13 protein-coding genes are annotated in these 16,085 nt (G+C 65.9%); 5 read left to right on the forward strand and 8 right to left on the reverse strand.

Annotated features, from left to right (window positions below):
* Positions 1-4: 4 nt before the first annotated feature.
* Complete coding sequence (locus tag ASD34_RS04300) at positions 5-424, forward strand: outer membrane protein assembly factor BamE (RefSeq protein ID WP_056573176.1); 420 nt, start codon at positions 5-7, stop codon at positions 422-424.
* Here the strand turns inward: ASD34_RS04300 and ASD34_RS04305 are convergent, their stop codons facing one another.
* Entirely contained in the window at positions 425-850 is a 426-nt protein-coding gene (locus ASD34_RS04305; RefSeq protein WP_056573179.1) for a YbaN family protein, read from the reverse strand.
* 41 nt (positions 851-891) lie between these two features.
* On the opposite strand from ASD34_RS04305, the gene ASD34_RS04310 reads away from it, so the two are divergent.
* Positions 892-1,104: a hypothetical protein gene (locus ASD34_RS04310; RefSeq protein ID WP_056573183.1), complete on the forward strand. Its 213-nt coding sequence runs from the start codon at positions 892-894 to the stop codon at positions 1,102-1,104.
* 16 nt (positions 1,105-1,120) lie between these two features.
* Here the strand turns inward: ASD34_RS04310 and ASD34_RS04315 are convergent, their stop codons facing one another.
* Genes ASD34_RS04315 through ASD34_RS04325 form a run of 3 tightly spaced genes read right to left on the reverse strand, consistent with a single transcriptional unit; the run spans position 1,121 to position 4,609 of the window.
* Positions 1,121-2,575 (reverse strand): aldehyde dehydrogenase family protein, encoded by a 1,455-nt coding sequence (locus ASD34_RS04315; RefSeq protein WP_082548494.1) that lies wholly within the window; start codon positions 2,573-2,575, stop codon positions 1,121-1,123.
* Between the two features lie 3 nt (positions 2,576-2,578).
* Complete coding sequence (locus tag ASD34_RS04320; protein WP_082548495.1) at positions 2,579-3,775, reverse strand: ABC transporter ATP-binding protein; 1,197 nt, start codon at positions 3,773-3,775, stop codon at positions 2,579-2,581.
* A gap of 36 nt (positions 3,776-3,811) precedes the next feature.
* A complete protein-coding gene (locus tag ASD34_RS04325) occupies positions 3,812-4,609 on the reverse strand; it encodes an SDR family oxidoreductase (protein WP_056573189.1) in 798 nt (265 codons plus the stop codon).
* Between the two features lie 321 nt (positions 4,610-4,930).
* Here ASD34_RS04325 and ASD34_RS04330 point away from each other — a divergent pair, with 321 nt between their 5' ends.
* The 3 genes from ASD34_RS04330 to ASD34_RS04340 all read left to right on the forward strand — a co-directional run bounded on the left by ASD34_RS04330 (position 4,931) and on the right by ASD34_RS04340 (position 7,987).
* The gene (locus ASD34_RS04330) at positions 4,931-6,154 is read left to right on the forward strand and encodes an ABC transporter substrate-binding protein (RefSeq protein ID WP_056573192.1); all 1,224 of its coding nucleotides are present in this window, start codon (positions 4,931-4,933) and stop codon (positions 6,152-6,154) included.
* Between the two features lie 91 nt (positions 6,155-6,245).
* A complete protein-coding gene (locus ASD34_RS04335; protein ID WP_056573195.1) occupies positions 6,246-7,136 on the forward strand; it encodes a carbohydrate ABC transporter permease in 891 nt (296 codons plus the stop codon).
* Entirely contained in the window at positions 7,133-7,987 is an 855-nt protein-coding gene (locus ASD34_RS04340; protein WP_056573198.1) for a carbohydrate ABC transporter permease, read from the forward strand. Before ASD34_RS04335 ends, ASD34_RS04340 begins: the two co-directional genes overlap by 4 nt.
* Before the next feature lie 70 nt (positions 7,988-8,057).
* Here the strand turns inward: ASD34_RS04340 and ASD34_RS04345 are convergent, their stop codons facing one another.
* From ASD34_RS04345 to ASD34_RS04360, 4 genes are all read right to left on the reverse strand, one after another.
* The gene (locus ASD34_RS04345) at positions 8,058-8,930 is read right to left on the reverse strand and encodes a fumarylacetoacetate hydrolase family protein (RefSeq protein WP_056573201.1); all 873 of its coding nucleotides are present in this window, start codon (positions 8,928-8,930) and stop codon (positions 8,058-8,060) included.
* 245 nt (positions 8,931-9,175) lie between these two features.
* The gene (locus ASD34_RS04350; protein ID WP_056573204.1) at positions 9,176-10,204 is read right to left on the reverse strand and encodes a TRAP transporter substrate-binding protein; all 1,029 of its coding nucleotides are present in this window, start codon (positions 10,202-10,204) and stop codon (positions 9,176-9,178) included.
* Between the two features lie 41 nt (positions 10,205-10,245).
* Entirely contained in the window at positions 10,246-10,998 is a 753-nt protein-coding gene (locus ASD34_RS04355; protein WP_056573206.1) for a hypothetical protein, read from the reverse strand.
* A gap of 54 nt (positions 10,999-11,052) precedes the next feature.
* Positions 11,053-15,789 (reverse strand): RICIN domain-containing protein, encoded by a 4,737-nt coding sequence (locus ASD34_RS04360; RefSeq protein ID WP_056573209.1) that lies wholly within the window; start codon positions 15,787-15,789, stop codon positions 11,053-11,055.
* Between the last annotated feature and the right edge of the window lie 296 nt (positions 15,790-16,085).

The raw sequence follows: 16,085 nt of genomic DNA on the forward strand, positions 1-16,085 counted from the left end.
TCTCATGACGCGCACCTTCTCCCGCCCACGCGGCGCGGCCCTGCTCGGCGCTGCCGCCCTGCTCGCGCTCGCCGGCTGCACCTCGTACGTGAGCCGCGGCATCGACAACGAAGGCAAGGCTGCCGAACGGGTGTGGCCCGGCGCCGACCGGCAGCAGACCTGGCAGACCGAAGGCAGCTTTCCGAATCGCGACAACCTGCGCGCCATCGGCCCCGGCGCGACCAAGGACCAGCTCTACGCCCTCATCGGCCGCCCGCACTTCGACGAAGGCATGGCGGCCGTGCGCGAGTGGGACTACGTCTTTCACTTCCGTTCGGGCGGCGGCATCACCAGCTGCCGCTACAAGGTGATCTTCGACACGGCCTACAAGGCGCGCAGCTTCCACTGGACCCCCGCGATCTGCGCGGAACTGGCCAAGGGCTGATCAGCCGCCCGGCGGTGGTTCCGGCCGCCGCCACAGCCACGCGAGCACGACCGCCATCGAGCCGATGGCGACGCCCGCGAGCCACGGCTTGTGCGCGGTGAACCCGATGACGACCGCGCAGAACGCCATCGCCGCAGTGGCGCTCCACTTGGCACGGCGGCTCACGGTGCGACCGTTCTCCCAGTTGCGCAAGAGTGGCCCGAAGAGCCGGTGGTTCAGCAGCCAGCGGTGCAGCCGCGGCGAGCTGCGCGCGGCGGCCCATGCGGCCATCAGCACGAAGACCGTGGTCGGCATGCCTGGCGCGACCACGCCGATGGCGGCCAGCACCAGGCACAGCGCGGCGAAGACCAGCAGCAGCCAGCGCACGAGCAGCGGCAAGGGCCGTGGCTCGACAGCAGGCAGATTCTGTGGGTCTTCGGGCGTCACCGGCCCATTGTCTTTCTTTCTCCGTCGCCCCACGGACGCGGTTGATCAGATCAACCGTGTGCCGCTTTCGGCTGCCGATACTGGACGTTTGCATCCACCTGCAAAGTTCCCAGGACCAAGGCCACCTTGTATGGAAGACCGAACTCGACACGGGGATCCATGGGCTCGACACGCAGTTTGCGTTCAAGGAAGCCATGATCGAGGGCGTGGGCTACCCCTTCACGGGCCTGCACCGCAAGATGTTCGGGGGATGACGGCGTCGAATGGCGATCATCCGCACGTGACAGAGATCATCTTGATCTCTGTCATCGCCTCCAGCGTGTGCATGCCGCCCAGCCGGCCGATGCCGCTCTTCTTGCCGGAGCCGCCGCCGAACGGCAGGTGAAGCTCCCACCACGTCGTGCCCGCGTTGATGTTGACGATGCCGGCCGGGATCGCCTTGGCCATCGCGATGCCGCGACCGATGTTTTTCGTGAAGATGCCCACCGAGAGCCCGTGATCGTTCTGCAGGGCCATCTGCAGGGCCTGCGCTTCGTCCTGGAAGGCGACGACCGGCACGACGGGGCCGAAGGTCTCTTCGCGGCACAACCGCATGGCGGGCGTCACGTCGCGCACCACGGTCGGCTCGAAGAACAGCGCGCTGCCCAGGTCCGGGCGCGCCCGGCCGCCATGCAGCACACGCGCGCCCTGCGCGACGGCATCGCCCACATGCGCGCGCACCTTGTCCGCCACCTTGGCGTTGTTGAGCGGCCCCATGGTCGTCGCGGGATGCAAGGGATCGCCCAGAACCTCATTGGCCGCCCTGGCGACCAGCTTGTTGCAGAGGCGGTCCACCACACTCGCATGGGCCAGCACGCAACCCGTTGCTGCGCACACCTGCCCTGCATTGAAGAATGCGCCGCCGGCTGCTGCAGCCGCTGCCGCATCCAGATCGGCATCTTCGCAGACGATCAGCGGCCCGTTGCCCCCGAGTTCGAGCAACAGGGGCTTTCCGGCACCACGCTCGGCGATGCGCTGGCCCGTCGCGGTGCTGCCGGTGAAAGCGATGGCGGTCACGTCCGGATGCACGACCACCGCATCGCCGACGGTCGCGCCCTCGCCGATGACCAGGTTGACGACGCCCGCAGGCAGCCCGGCCCTTTCGATGGCCGCCATCAGCGCGCAGGCGACGAGCGCGGTGGACGGCGCCGGCACCCAGACGATGGCGTTGCCGGTGGCGATGCCGGGCGCAAGGTATTCCACAGGAATGTTGACCGGGAAGTTCCAGGGCGTGATGACGCCATAGACACCCCGCGGCTGCCGCAGGGTCATGACGAGCTTGCTGGGGTCTTCCGCCGGCAGCGTCTTCCCGCCCATCTGCTTGACGAGTTCGGCGGCAAGCCGGAAGCCGTCTGCGGCCTTGGCGACTTCGCCCTGAGCTTCGGCCAGGATCTTGCCCTGCTCGCACGACAGCGTGTACGCAATGGTTTCGCGCGCGGCATCGATCGCTGTCGCGATCGCCACGCACATCGCGGCGCGTTCGAACACCGGGATGGCGGCCCAACCGCCGGCTGCGGCCTTGGCGGCGGCCACCGCCGCGTCGACCGTTTCTCGACTCGAACGCGGCACGGTGGCGATGGTTTCGCCGTTGGCCGGATTCACCACCGGCAGGGTGTCGACGGTGGACGACCAGCGGCCGCCGATGTGGTTGCCCGTTTCGATCTCAGACATGCGTTGGCTGCTCATCGCCTAGCCGTACGAATACGCCATCGACGCAGCACGGCGCTGGCCCTCGCTGCCGCTGGCACGCGCGTCCACGCTGGATGAAGACGGCCTGTGCTCGGCCTGCGCGGGAGCGGCGACGCCCACATGGCGCTCGGTCTGCGCATCGAAGCAATGCATCGATGCGCCATCGCGGACCTGCAGATGCACGAGGTCGCCAGGCCTGAGGGCCACGCGATCGTGCACGGACACGCACCAGGGTGTTTCGCTGCCCGCCACGATGCCGTAGATCTGCGTCTTGTCGCCCGTCGACTCCGTGAGGATCACGCGCAACGCCAAGCCCTCCGGGGCCAACTGCAGATGCTCGGGCCGCAGTCCCAGCAGGATGTGCTGTCCGTCGGCCAGCAGCGGCGTGCACCCCGAAGTGGGCAGATCCCAGGTCTGCCCGTCGGGCAACGCGAGCCAGGTGCGGCCGTGTGCGCGATGCACCTGACCTTGCGTGAAGTTCATCGCGGGCGATCCGATGAAGCCCGCCACGAAGCGGTTGACCGGGCGGTCGTAGAGCTCGAGCGGCGCACCGACCTGCTCCACCCGGCCCGCGCGCATCACGACGATGCGGTCGGCCATGGTCATGGCTTCCACCTGGTCGTGGGTGACGTAGACCATGGTGTTGCCCAGGCGCTGGTGCAGGGCCTTGATCTCGGCGCGCATCTGCACGCGCAGCTGCGCATCGAGGTTCGACAGCGGCTCGTCGAAGAGAAACAGCGCGGGCTCGCGCACCACGGCGCGGCCCATGGCCACGCGTTGGCGCTGTCCGCCCGAGAGCGCACGCGGCAGGCGGTCCAGGTACGGCGTGAGGTTGAGCAGGCTCGCGGCTTTTTCGATGCGCGGGCGGAAGTCGCTTTCGGTCTCGCCGCGCGTGCGCGGGCCGAAGGCGATGTTCTCGTAGACCGACAGGTGCGGGTAGAGCGCGTAGCTCTGGAACACCATCGAGATGTTGCGCTTTTGCGGCGACAGGTCGTTGGCCCGTGCGCCGCCGATGCGCAGCTCGCCGCCGCTGATGGGCTCCAGCCCCGCGATCATGCGCAGCAGCGTCGACTTGCCGCAGCCCGACGGGCCGACCAGCACGACGAACTCGCCGTGGGCAATGTCCAGGTCGATGCCATGCACGACGGGCACGCCCGCGAAATCCTTGCGCAGCTGATTGAGTTGAACCTGAGCCATGGGGTCTCCTTGTCGTTGTGGAAGTGAGTCGCTGGCTCAGTAGTCTTCGACGGTGATCTCGCGGGCCATCGGAAGGATGCCGGCCATGAGACCCGCGTCCACCGGCAATGCCACGCCCGTGATGACACGCGCGGCGGGCGACGCCAGAAACAGCACGGCATCGGCGACATCGTCGGGTGTCGCGAAGTCGCCCAGCGGGTACCACTTCTTCAACTGCTCGAACACCTGCGGGTTCTTGTCGGCCCGCGCCTGCCAGGCCGGCGTCTTGACGGTGCCCGGCAGCACGATGTTGGCGCGGATGCCATAGGCGCCCAATTCCATCGCGAGCGACCGCGTGTAGCTGACCAGGGCGGCCTTGGCCGCGCTGTACGCGGGGTGGCCGAGCGTGGTCAGTGCGTTGACCGAGCCGATGAGCACCAGTTGCCCGCTGCGGCGCTCGACCATGGCCTCGCGCACCGCCTCCACGCAATGGAACGCGCCATTGAGGTTGAGATGGATGTCGGCCTGCCAATCCTGCGGCGCGGTCTTGCGCACCGTCGGTCCGCGCGCAGCGCCGACGTTCGACACCAGCACGTCCACCGGGCCGACCGCCGCCGCGGCTGCGGCCACCTTCTCGCACAGGGCCGCGCAGTCGGTGACGTCCGCCACCAAAGGATGCAGCCGCGCCAGATCGTCGGCGCTCACGCCCTGCCCGGCCAACACGCCTGCCAATCGGTCCAGTGCGCCCGCATCGTGGTCCAGCGCGATCAGCCGGTCGCCAGCCTGCAGGACGCGGCGGCACAGGGCCTGGCCGATACCGCCCGCGGCACCCGTGACCAGCGTCACGCGCCGCAACGGCGCCTGGGATTGAACCGGAGACGAGGTCGAAATCAATTTATCCACGCAATACGCCCTGTGAATTGCCAATACCTCTCCCGACCGGGCGGCAATGAATTACCGCGCGCAATTCGAGCTCGAATTCTGGAGCGTACATGACGACATCGGAACTGATCGTTCAATATTTCGCACGCAGGGTTCTAGTTTTTAGAAATCGAGGGTTAACTCCATCTATGGCGTCATTCCATCGACTCGTAAGATAAAAAAGCGCAAACATTGATCGCAGTGGAACGAGGTGTGTATTTAATTTATTTTCAATAATCAAATGAGGAATTAAACATGAAAAAGAGAAATAAAACCCTATGGGCCGGCGCAATGCTTCTGGGCCTGTCCTCCCTCACGGCCCAGGCGGGAAATATCCGCATCGCCATGTCCAGCTACAGCGACAACACACGCCCCTGGCTGGAGGCGCTGGCCCGGGACTACGAGAAGGCCAACCCCGGGGACAAGGTCAAGGTCGAGGTGGGAAGCTGGGAGAACATGCAGCAGAAACTGCAGGCGGAAATTGCCAGCAACAACCCGCCCGACCTGGCCCACGTCGCCACCCGCTGGGTCGGCGATTTCGTGAACGACGGACTGGTGGAGCCGGTGGACAATTACGCCAATGCGGCATTCAAGGAACGCTTCATTCCGGCATTCCTGACGGCCGGAAACATCAATGGCAAACCGTATGCGCTGCCTATTGCGGCCAGCGTCCGCGCCATGTTCTATAACAAGGACATGCTGAGCAAGGCCGGCTTTCCCAATGGCCCCAAGTCCTGGGACGACGTGATTGCCGCCTCGAAAAAAATCAAGGCCACGGGCGCCTATGGCTACGGCATCCAGGGCAAAGACCTGGATACCGACACTTATTTCTACTACGCGCTGTGGAGCATGGGGGGCGACGTGCTCGATGCAGGCAACAAGGCCGCATTCAATTCCCCGACCGGCGTGAAAGCTGCCACGCTGTACAAAAGCATGATCGACCAGGGCCTGACCGAGCCCGGCGTGGCCGGCAACACGCGCTACGACCTGCACAACCTGTTCAAGCAGGGGCGGCTGGGCATGGTCATTTCGCTGCCGCCCCTGGCCAAGGAAATCGCCAAGGACGCGCCGCAACTGAAATACGGCATCACCGGCGTGCCCAACGGCGGCAAGGACATCACCTTCGGCGTGACCGACTCGATCATGATGTTCAAGACCTCGAAGAACAAGGAAACCGCCCAGAAATTCCTGAGCTTCATGTTCTCCAAGAACGCGCGGCTGAAGTTCGACCAGGGCGAAGGCTTCATGCCCGTGACGCGCGAGGTGGCCAACGACCCCGTGTTCAAGGACGACCCGGTGCTCTCCGAGTTCGTGACCCTGCTGCCCAACGCGCGCTTCGCCCCGCTGGTCGCCGGCTGGGAAGACTCAGCTCAGGCCGTCACCAATGCGCTGCAGGCCATCTACCAGGGCAAGGCAGAACCGAAGGCGGCGCTGGACAAGGCCGCGGCCGAAGCCAACACCAAGCTCAACAAGAAGTAAGCAAGCAAGCCCCGGGCGCCGCCCTGGGGCTGCGCCAGCTTCCCGCGTGTCGCACCACGCCTAACCACGCCTATTCCGATCGAATTGCCCTATGCAGAATCCCGTTCGAGGTCCTGTCCTGGCTTGGGGGCTGATTGCGCCGAGCCTGTTGCTGACGATCTTCATCCTGGCCTACCCGCTGTCCACACTGGTGTTCCAGTCGGTGCACGACATCTCGCGCTTCGGCCTGCTGCGGGCCTTCAACGGCCTGGACAACTTTCGCACCGTGTTCACCGATCCGGTGTTCGCCCACGTGGTGTGGCGCACGGTGCAATGGACGGTGTGCGTGGTCGGCGGCGCGGTGCTGTGTGCCGTGCCGATCGCGCTCATCCTGCAGCAGGATTTCCATGGCCGGGGCATCGCGCGCACGATCGTGATGCTGCCCTGGGCCGTGTCGCTGACGATGACGGCCATCGTCTGGGCATGGTCCTTCAACGGCCAGTACGGCATGGTCAACGCGAGCCTCGCGATGGTCGGGATCATCCAGGAGCCGATCAACTGGCTGGCCGATGGGCAGCTCGCCTTCTGGGTCGAAGTGGGGGTGGGCATCCTGGTGTCGATTCCCTTCACCGTGACGATCTTTCTGGGTGGCCTGTCGTCGGTGTCGCAGGACATCTACGAGGCCGCCGGCATCGAGGGCGCGTCGCGCTGGCAGCAGTTTCGCCGGCTCACGCTGCCGCTGCTCAAGCCCTTCATCCACATGGCGATCGTGCTGAACGTGATCTACGTCTTCAACTCGTTTCCCATCATCTGGATCATGACCCAGGGCGGGCCAGACAACGCCACGCACATCCTCGTCACCTGGCTGTACCAGTTGGGCTTTCGCCTCGGCCGGCCCGGCGAGGCGGCCGCCATCTCGCTCGTGATGCTGGCCTTGCTGCTGGTCTTCACCGTGTTCTATCTGCGCCTGCAACGGCGGCAGTCCGCAAAGGCCACCGCATGATCCGCTCCGACAAGATCCTGCGCAGCCTCTGGTGCTGGCTGCTGCTCCTGCCGCTGGTGGCCGTGGTCGTCTTTCCGCTCGCGGTGATGTTCTTCACGGCGCTCAAGCCGGCGTCCGAGATCTACGTCTATCCGGCCCGCTGGCTGCCACAGCAGTGGCAGTGGAGCAATTTCTCCGCCATGTGGACCCAGACCGGCTTCGGGCGCGCGCTGTTGAACAGCCTGCTGGTGTCCATCGCCGCCACGGTGCTGACGATCGCCGTCAGCGTGCCGTCCGCCTACGCGCTGGCGCGCCTGAGGTTTCGCGGCCAGGGCGGCTACCGGCAGTTCCTGCTCATCACCCAGATGATCTCGCCCGTGCTGCTGGTGGTGGGCCTTTTCAAGATGGCGGCCAGCCTTCCGTGGTTCGACGGCGGCAACATGACCGACTCGCGCCTCTCCGTCGTGGTGGCCTACGGCGCCTTCGGCATTGCCTTTGCCGTCTGGATGATGACCTCGTACTTCGAGACCATTCCGCGCGACCTGGAAGAGTCGGCCTGGCTCGAAGGCTCCGGGCCGGTGCGCACGGTCTGCAAGGTGTTCCTGCCGCTGGCCTTGCCGGCCATGGCGGTGACGTCGCTGGTCACCTTCGTCAATGCGTGGAACGAGTTCGCCGTGGTCTACACCCTGATCCGCTCGACCGAGAAGCAGACGCTGACGGTGCTCGTCACCAACATGGTCGCGGGCCAGTACGTGGTGCAGTGGGAGCTGGTGATGGCCGCTGCGATCTGCGCCGTGGTCCCGATTGCCATCCTGTTTGCGTGGATGCAGCGCTACATGGTGCAGGGCTTGACTTCGGGCTCGGTCAAGTAGGCACCCGGGCGGACCTGAATGCCAGGCCCCGGACGGCGCCTGGCATTCGCTCGTTCGAGGCGTTCGACGATCAGCGGGCCCCGCCAGCGCCGGCCGGACGATCGTGCGCCACGGCGACCTGCCGCTGCGTGCCCAGGTCTTCGATGCCCAGCGTGACCACATCGCCGTGCTTCAGGTAGACCGGCGGCTTCAGTCCCATGCCCACGCCCGGCGGCGTTCCCGTCGAGATGATGTCGCCCGGTTGCAGGCTCATGAACTGCGACAGGTAGGCCACCAGGTAGCGCACGCCGTAGACCATGGTGGCCGTGGAGCCGTCCTGCCGCCTCACGCCGTTGACCTCCAGCCACATGTGCAGCTGCTGCGGGTCCGGCACTTCGTCGGCCGTGACGAGCCACGGGCCGATCGGTCCGAAGGTGTCGGCCGACTTGCCCTTGGTCCATTGGCCCTGGCGTTCAGTCTGGAAGGCACGCTCCGACACGTCGTTGATCAGGCAATAGCCCGCCACGTGGTCCATCGCATCCGCTTCGCTGACGTACTTCGCGGTCTTCCCGATGACGATGCCGAGCTCCACCTCCCAGTCGGTCTTGGTGGAGCCGCGGGGAATCTCCAGGGGGTCGTTCGGCCCTGCGATGGCGGAGGTCGCCTTCAGGAAGACGATGGGCTCGGGCGGCACGGTGGTGCCGGTCTCGGCCGCGTGGTCCGAGTAGTTGAGCCCGATGCAGATGAACTTGCCCGTGCCCGCTACGCACGCACCGATGCGCGGAGCTCCGTCCACCAGCGGAAGGCACTGCGGGTCGAGGGCGGCGAGGCGCGCCAGGCCCGAAGGCAGCAGCACCTCGTGTGCGATGTCGCTCACCTGCGCGGACAGGTCGCGCAAGCGGCCTTGCGCGTCGAGCATTCCCGGTTTTTCATGGCCCAAGGGCCCATAGCGCAACAGCTTCATTCGCAGTTCCTTTGTGTGTGATGCATAGAGAAAATTCCCCCGCGCGAAAACGCGGCGCGACAACGCGCCACGACCCCCGCGGGTTGGTGAGAGGCGCATGAACCCGCTGGTCCTGCCGCCCTGGACCAGCGATCGACTGCGGCGCAGCACTTGGGTTCTTCCGTCGGCGAGTGCCCGCCGCAACGGCGACCCGCGCTCGAGCAGGCCAGCAGGTCCGCTGGCGGGCAGGCGCCTGTGCGCCCTGGCTACCTGGTGGTGCCCCGTGCCTTGCCAAGTTCGGAGAACAGCTCCTGCGTCAGCGCCGGATCGATCTGCCTGACGTACTTGTCCGTGACCGGCTTGAGCTTGTCGCGCAGCCGTTCGCGTTCGGCGGCCGGGAACTCGGTCAGTACCATGCCCTTGCCCTTCAGGAACTCGGCGGCCCTGGCGTTGACGTCGCGGTTGGCGGCGCGCTGGAAGGGCTGCGTTTCCCGGGCCGCGTCGAGCAGAACCTTGCGCTCGTCTTCCGACAGCTTGTCCCACACCTTCTTGCTGAACAGCAGCACGACGGGGTTGAACACATGCTTCGTGTCCGAGCCGTACTTCTGGATCTCGTAGTACTTCGAGGCTTCCACCAGCGAGTACGGATTTTCCTGGCCGTCGACGGCCCGTTGCTCCAGCGCGGTGTAGACCTCGGGCAGCGGCAGCGGCGACGGATTGGCGCCCAGCGCACCGAACGCGTCGATCATCACGGGGATCTGCATCACGCGCAGCTTGAGGCCTTGCAGGTCCTCCATGCGAGCGACCGGCCGCCGCGAGTTGGTGACGTTGCGAAAGCCGTGCTCGAAGTAGGTCAGGCCGATCAGGCCCCTCTCGGGCAACTTGTCGAGCAGCTTGCGACCGACCGGGCCATCGAGCACGAGGTCGGCTTCCTTCTCGTTGTTGAACAGGAAAGGCAGGTCGAACACAGAGAAGTCCCGCGCCATGCCCGACAGCAGGCCCGGGATGGCCATCGTCATTTCCACCGTGCCGCCCTGCAGCGACGAAATGACCGAGGCATCGCCGCCCAGCACGCCGGAAGGAAAGAGCCGTACCTTCATCTTGCCGTCGCTCTTTTTCTCGACGATTTCCGAGAAACGCTGCGCGCCCATGCCCTGCGGATGTTCCTTCTGGTTGACGAAGGCGAACTTGAAGTTGCGCTCCTGAATGTTCTGCGCACCGGCGAGGCCGGCCATCAGGAACGATGTCAGGACAAGGCAGGTGGCGGCCAGGCGATGCGGCAGTTTTCTGGGCATGGGACGTCTCGGTGAGGGCGGGTGCGGCGGGCGGTGCAGGCTCAGGTGGCGACGCGTTCGTACGCGATGCTGCGGCAGTCCATCTCGTACTCGAGGTCGACCACCGGCGGCCGGTTGTAGTGCCAGGTCAGCCCGTGCCGCGCGGCACCGCGCTTGACGATCTCGTCGGCGATGAACGGGTGGATGTCGTGCACCGTGTACAGCTGCGAGCCCGTGGTACTGGCCCAGGTGAAGCCCAGCGACGCCAAGCGGCGTTCCATTTCGTCGAGCACCCACTGCGCCTTCTTCAGAATGCCGGGCGGTGAGGTGTCGCCCAGGCCCACGGCATGGTCGCGATAGTGCCCCTTGCCTTCGGGCGCCTCGGCGCTGCCTGCCACCACGAAAGATGCAGCGGCCGCGGCGTCGGGCACGGTGTAGCTGAACGCATGGAACGAAGGCTGCGCCGGCGGCGACACCGCGGGGCACACGTTGCTTCGCGCCACCGGATTCTGGTCACCGATGAAGATGCCCCACTCCTTCAACGTTCCCACGTAGAGGTTGTTGAACTCGACGAATCCCTGTTCGGTGAACGGCGCCGGAGACCGCAGTTCGCACGCACAGAAGGCAGCCAGCGGACGCGAGGCCTCCTCCAGGATTTCCTTGATGCGCTGAAAGCCCTGCTTCAGCGGCAGGGGCTCCAGGAACCGCACGCGCTCGATGCGAAACCCAGGTTCGGCGGCCACGCCAGCCGAGTACTGCTGGACGCCCGGAATGAACCGATAGCCGCCTGGGAGGGAGAGTTGGAGTGCCGACACGTGATTTCCTTTTTTTTGGAGAGCGAGAGAAAAAGAGAGAAAGCGCAGATGAGGTCAGGGAATCTGGCTCCAGCGCTGGTTGGCCCCGCCATGGCAGGCGTAGGTGGACAGCGCCGTCCCCTGCGTGGTCGACGAACCCGGCACATCCAGGCATGCGCCGGAAGACACGCGGTTGCGCAGGGTCGCCCCGACCACGCTCCACTGCGTGGCCATGCCCGCCGTGCACGCCAGCTGCACCACCGGGCCGCCGCCAGCGTTGGTGTTGCCCTGCGCCAGGCACAGGCCGCTGTGCTTCGCGACGAACTGGGTGTAGCCGCCGCTGCTGTTGACGGTGAAGGTCTCGTTGTTGCCGTTGCCGCAGGCCCACTGCACCACCGTGGCGCCGCTGGCCGTCGAGCTGCCCGACACGTTGACGCACAGGTTGCTGACCTCCGAGCGGATGCGCGTGTCGACCGCCGGCGCCGTGTCGAGCGACTTCACGAACTCGCCCAGCGCGAGCAGGTCGGCCGCCGGCAGGCCCGAGGCATTGCCGTGGCCGCCCGTGAGCACGTCCTGCAGCGTGGCCTTCTGGCCGTTGTGGAAGAAGCTTGGATTGCTCCAGGTGCCGTAGAGCGTCGGTGTGTCGAAGCCCACGCCGGCCAACGGCTGGTTGCTTCCCTTGCCCGACGAGAGCTGGACCGTGCCCACGTCATGCCGCAGCCCGTCGCGCAGGCTGCCGGCCGTGTGGCAGGTCGCGCACTGCGCCGTGTTGAACACGGTCTGGCCGCGCACCGCCTCCACGCTGAGGTTGCCGTCCGCCGCGCGGGCCGGGCTGCGCATGTACTTGTTCAGCGAGTTCAGGTAGGCCGCGAGATCGTCGAGCTGCGCATTGCGGCCCGCCTTCGGCACGCCGAGCGGGTCGCCCGTGGCCGAGAAGTCGGCGTTGGTGAGGAAGCCCGTGCCGCCGAATTCGTTGCGGATGTCGTGCTCGAAGTCCTGCACCTCGTCGAAGTTGGCGGTCCAGTGCAGCTTGCCATGGCCCGTGCCGCGCCGGCCCTGCAGGCTGATGGTTCGGCGCAGGCCTTCGCCGCGCTGCGTGAAGTCCCACACCATGCCGTCGTCGCCGCCATCGGCGTGGCAGCTTGCGCACGACATGTAGTTGTTCATGCTCATGCGCCGGTCGGACGCGTTGTAGAACACCTGCTTGCCGCGCAACGCCGCGGCGGCCATCGGCTCCTGCGCGACCGTGGTGACGTTCTGCAGGAAGGCCGGCGCGGCCGACTCCGAGGACAGCACCTGCGCCACGTCGTGCACCGACACCGAGCGCGCCAGGAAGTTGTTCACGTACAGGCGCTTGCGCGCTGCATCGAGGTACAGGCCGTGCGGTGCGCTGCTGGCGTTGATCTCGCCACGCACCGAGCGGTTGTAGGCGTCGACGATGGCGATGCGGTTGCCTTCCATCTGCGCCACGAAGAGGTAGTCGCCGGCCGGCGAGTACAGCGCGGCGCGCGCGGGGGCGCGGTCGTTGAAGTCGAGCTGTTCGCTGAACACTTCCGCCGCCGTCTGCAGGTTCACTTGCGACAGGATGGAGCGCACGGTCTTATCGTGCTCCAGCGGAAGGCCGTCGCGGAAGGTGCCGCGCACGATGTTGTCCTTCTTCGAAGGCAGCACGGCACGCGAACCGTCGGGCGAGATCACCACCTGGCTCAGGTAGTTGGGCACGCCGCGCGAGGCGGCCTCGGTGTCGACCGTGGTCGTATCGACCGCCAGTGCGATTGGCGTGGCACCGCTGAAGCTCTGCAGATTCACCTTGTGCAGCTGCCCGCCCGTCATCTTCGACTTGAAGCGTGTCACGTAGGCCGCCTGCGAACTCGCATCGACCGCGATGCCGCGCACGGCACCTTCCAGTGCGAGCGTGCCCGTGGTGGCACCGGTGCTCGGGTCGAAGCTCATGAGGGCCGACTTGCTTTCGAGCGTCAGCAGGCCCTTCGTCCCATTGGGCGTGAAGACGACACCGTACGGGCCGCTGCCGTAGGCCAGCGGCACCGTCGTCGAGAGCGTGCCATCGGCTGCGTTGAGCACCACCAGCTTGTCCTCACCCTGCACCGCGACCCAGATGCGGCCGTCGGGGCCCACGGCCAGCGTCTTCGGCTCGTCGCCCACGCGCACTTCCCAGCGCTTGGCCAAGGTCTCGGCGTTGATGGCAGCGACCGTGCCGCTGTCGGGGTTCACCGAATACACCGAGTTCGCATCACCCGCGATGTTGGTCGTGTGCGTCGGCGCCGCCGCCGTGACGGGTGCGATCACCGTGAGGTTGTAGGTGTAGAAGGTCTCCTGGCCGTTCGCGGCCTTCACCGTCAGCGTCACCGTGTAGTGGCCGGGGCTGCTGTAGGTATGCGTGACGCCGGGTTGCGAGGCGTACGCGCTCTGCGTGCCGTCGCCGAAGTTCCAGCGGAACTGCGCGCCGGTGGCACCGAGCGTGGCCGGGTTGAAGTTCAACTGGCCGTTGACGATCTTCGGTGCGCCCACGATGCCGGGATCGCCGATCACGGCCTGGCTGCGCAACGCCGCCACGTCGCTGTCGCCGAGCACGCGACCGTACACGCGCACCTCGGCCAGCGTGCCCTTGAAGAGCGCGGCGTTGCCCTGGATCTGGCCCAGCAGCTGGAACCTGGTCGACAGGCCCTTGATGCCGGTGGGGCCAGTCGACGTGGTCTTCACACCATCGACATACACCGCCTGCGCGCCCGAAGCCGCGTCGCGCGTGAGCACCACGTGGTGCCAGTTGCCGTCGTTCACGGCCGACTGCGAGCGCGTGCCTGCGTTGTCGCCTACCGACAGCTTGATGTTGCCGGTGCTGTCGAGCCAGCCCCAGAACACGTCGTCGACGCCAGGCGACTGGTCACGCCCGAAGATGCCCGGCGCGGTCCACGAGCTGGCGCTGCCCGCCTGCGTGGTCTTCATGTAGAAGCTCAGAGAGGCCGTGCCACCCAGCGTGGTGGACACGCTGTCGTTCTTCAGCTGCACGCCCGTGGTGCGGTTCGCAAAGTTCAGGCCGATGCTCTCGAACGCGTCGCCGGTGGCGGGGGTACCGTTGTTGGCGCTGATCTGGTCAGACAGGTTGCCCGTCAGCGCCCAGTGGTGCATCAGGTTGATGTCGTTGGCATTGCCGGTGTTGAAGGTGGAACGATAGTCGGCGGCGATGGCGTTGCCCGCATAGTCCTTCAGGCCGTTGGCGGGCAGGAACACCTCGTAGGCGGTGCCCGGTTGCAGCGGCTGCGCGGGATGGAAGTTGACGATGCCCAGTTGCACGCTGTAGGTGCCCGCCAGCGTGTTGCCGCCCACCGCGCGCACGATGAAGGTGTTGGCGTTCACGCTCTCCGGCAGGATGCTGTCGGTCATGCCCAAGCCGATGCGCGAGGTGAGGGCCTGCTGCTTCGCACCGTTGACGGGCGAGACCTGCTTCACTTCGGGCCTGGTGAGGTCGGGGTCCACCGCATGCACGATGAAACCGCTGCCCGAGCCGTGGTCGTTGCCGACGTAGATCAGGTTGCCGAACGGCGACACCTGGCCATGGTCGGAGCTCGAGAAGTCGGGGTGCGTCGGTGCGAAGAGTCCGCCGCGCCCGACCTCGACGTGGTTGAGCGGGTTGCTCACATCGACCTTGTGGATGTAGTTCTGCGCACCCTGGAACACGTAGTGGTCCTGCGTGCCGCAATACAGCTGCTGGTTGATCACCAGCCGGTTGTCCTCGGCCACGAAGCGCGATCGATCGCTGAGGTCGTAGCCGAACATCTTGCCGCCGCTCTCCTGTGCAGAGGCGTAGACCTTCTTTCCGTCGAAGCAGGTGGCGTAGTAGCTGGCCGTGGACCCGGAGACGGTGTCGAGCACCTTGGGGTTCAGGGGGTCTGAAATGTCCAGGCTGGCGAAGCCGCTGGTGTTGGTCATCGACGTGAGCACCATGTGGTTGCCCATCGTGAAGATCGGCCCCACGCGAAAACCGCCGAGCTCGCCGGTCGGTATCGGGTTGGGCTTGCCGGCGCCGCGGTTCGCGAGCTGTGCGTTCGCGGGGTCTGCTGCGTCGATGACGAACACGCCCTGCTCCGCCGCCGCCACGTACAGGTAAGGCGCCTGCCACCACAGCTGCCAGCTCACGTTGTTGTAGTCGCCCTTGTTGACGTTGGGCAGCACCAGCTTCTTGACCTGCTGGATGTTGTTGATGTCGGTGAAGTCCCAGAACTCCACGCCGAAGACGCTGGGAACGGCGACATACCGCTTGCCGCCGATCGTGGCGATGCCGATGGAATGCGGCTCCCTCAGTTCCTTGGTGCGGCCGTCCGGCTCGTAGATGCGCTTCACGAGCTGGAGGTTGCGCGGGTCGGACACGTTGTAGAGAAGGAAGCCGCCGGGACCCAAGCCGCCATCGGGCGTGAACGTCGTCAGGAAGTAGCCGTTGATCATGAGACCCACGTTCTGGCCGTAGTGGTACTTGGTGTACCCGGCGGTGGGATGCGTCACGCTGCCACCGGGGATCTTCGGCACATCGGCGCCGGTGCCTGCGCCGACGCCGGTGTCCGATTCCTCCTTGATCATCGAGATGGGCTTGAACAGCTCGGCCTGCGCGTAGGTCAGGTTGCCCAGTCCGGGACCCTGCAACGGCAACGGGTCGGCCACCAGGTCAGCGGCGGCGGAGGCCATGCTGGTGGCGGCCTTCCTGATCGTGTCGAGCGGGTTCACCCCGGTGATCGCTGCATGCGTCAGCAACGCACAGCCGAACAGGAAACCTACCGCAAGAACTTTCTTGGTGCTCATTGTCATCCTCGCAAATTCGTTCGGGCGCCATCTTTCGGTGGGAAAAGATTCGACCGGAATCTAGCAGCGGATGCGTGCGGCAACGGCATTGAATTTCGAATGGAGGGTTCGAATATTTAGATCGTTGATCAGGGTAAATGGTGATGTTTTGGCATAGGTTGTGCTTCAAAGTTCGGGCCTGAAAAAGTGAATTCATTGCCCACCGATCGCCCCTGAAGGAACACCCCATGTCTCACGCCGGTCTTGTCGTCCCGCGCCTGCCCCGCCTGTCCAAGCGCAGCCTGCTGGGCGCTTCC

Source organism: Variovorax sp. Root473 (genome assembly GCF_001426505.1).
In the GTDB taxonomy this organism is placed as follows: domain Bacteria; phylum Pseudomonadota; class Gammaproteobacteria; order Burkholderiales; family Burkholderiaceae_C; genus Variovorax.

Excerpts from the sequence above, each read along its gene's own strand:
- ASD34_RS04300 (WP_056573176.1), top strand. The coding sequence starts at position 5 with ATGACGCGCACCTTCTCCCGCCCACGCGGCGCGGCCCTGCTCGGCGCT.
- ASD34_RS04315 (WP_082548494.1), bottom strand. The coding sequence starts at position 2,575 with ATGAGCAGCCAACGCATGTCTGAGATCGAAACGGGCAACCACATCGGC.
- ASD34_RS04320 (WP_082548495.1), bottom strand. The coding sequence starts at position 3,775 with ATGGCTCAGGTTCAACTCAATCAGCTGCGCAAGGATTTCGCGGGCGTG.
- ASD34_RS04330 (WP_056573192.1), top strand. The coding sequence starts at position 4,931 with ATGAAAAAGAGAAATAAAACCCTATGGGCCGGCGCAATGCTTCTGGGC.
- ASD34_RS04335 (WP_056573195.1), top strand. The coding sequence starts at position 6,246 with ATGCAGAATCCCGTTCGAGGTCCTGTCCTGGCTTGGGGGCTGATTGCG.
- ASD34_RS04340 (WP_056573198.1), top strand. The coding sequence starts at position 7,133 with ATGATCCGCTCCGACAAGATCCTGCGCAGCCTCTGGTGCTGGCTGCTG.
- ASD34_RS04345 (WP_056573201.1), bottom strand. The coding sequence starts at position 8,930 with ATGAAGCTGTTGCGCTATGGGCCCTTGGGCCATGAAAAACCGGGAATG.
- ASD34_RS04350 (WP_056573204.1), bottom strand. The coding sequence starts at position 10,204 with ATGCCCAGAAAACTGCCGCATCGCCTGGCCGCCACCTGCCTTGTCCTG.
- ASD34_RS04360 (WP_056573209.1), bottom strand. The coding sequence starts at position 15,789 with ATGAGCACCAAGAAAGTTCTTGCGGTAGGTTTCCTGTTCGGCTGTGCG.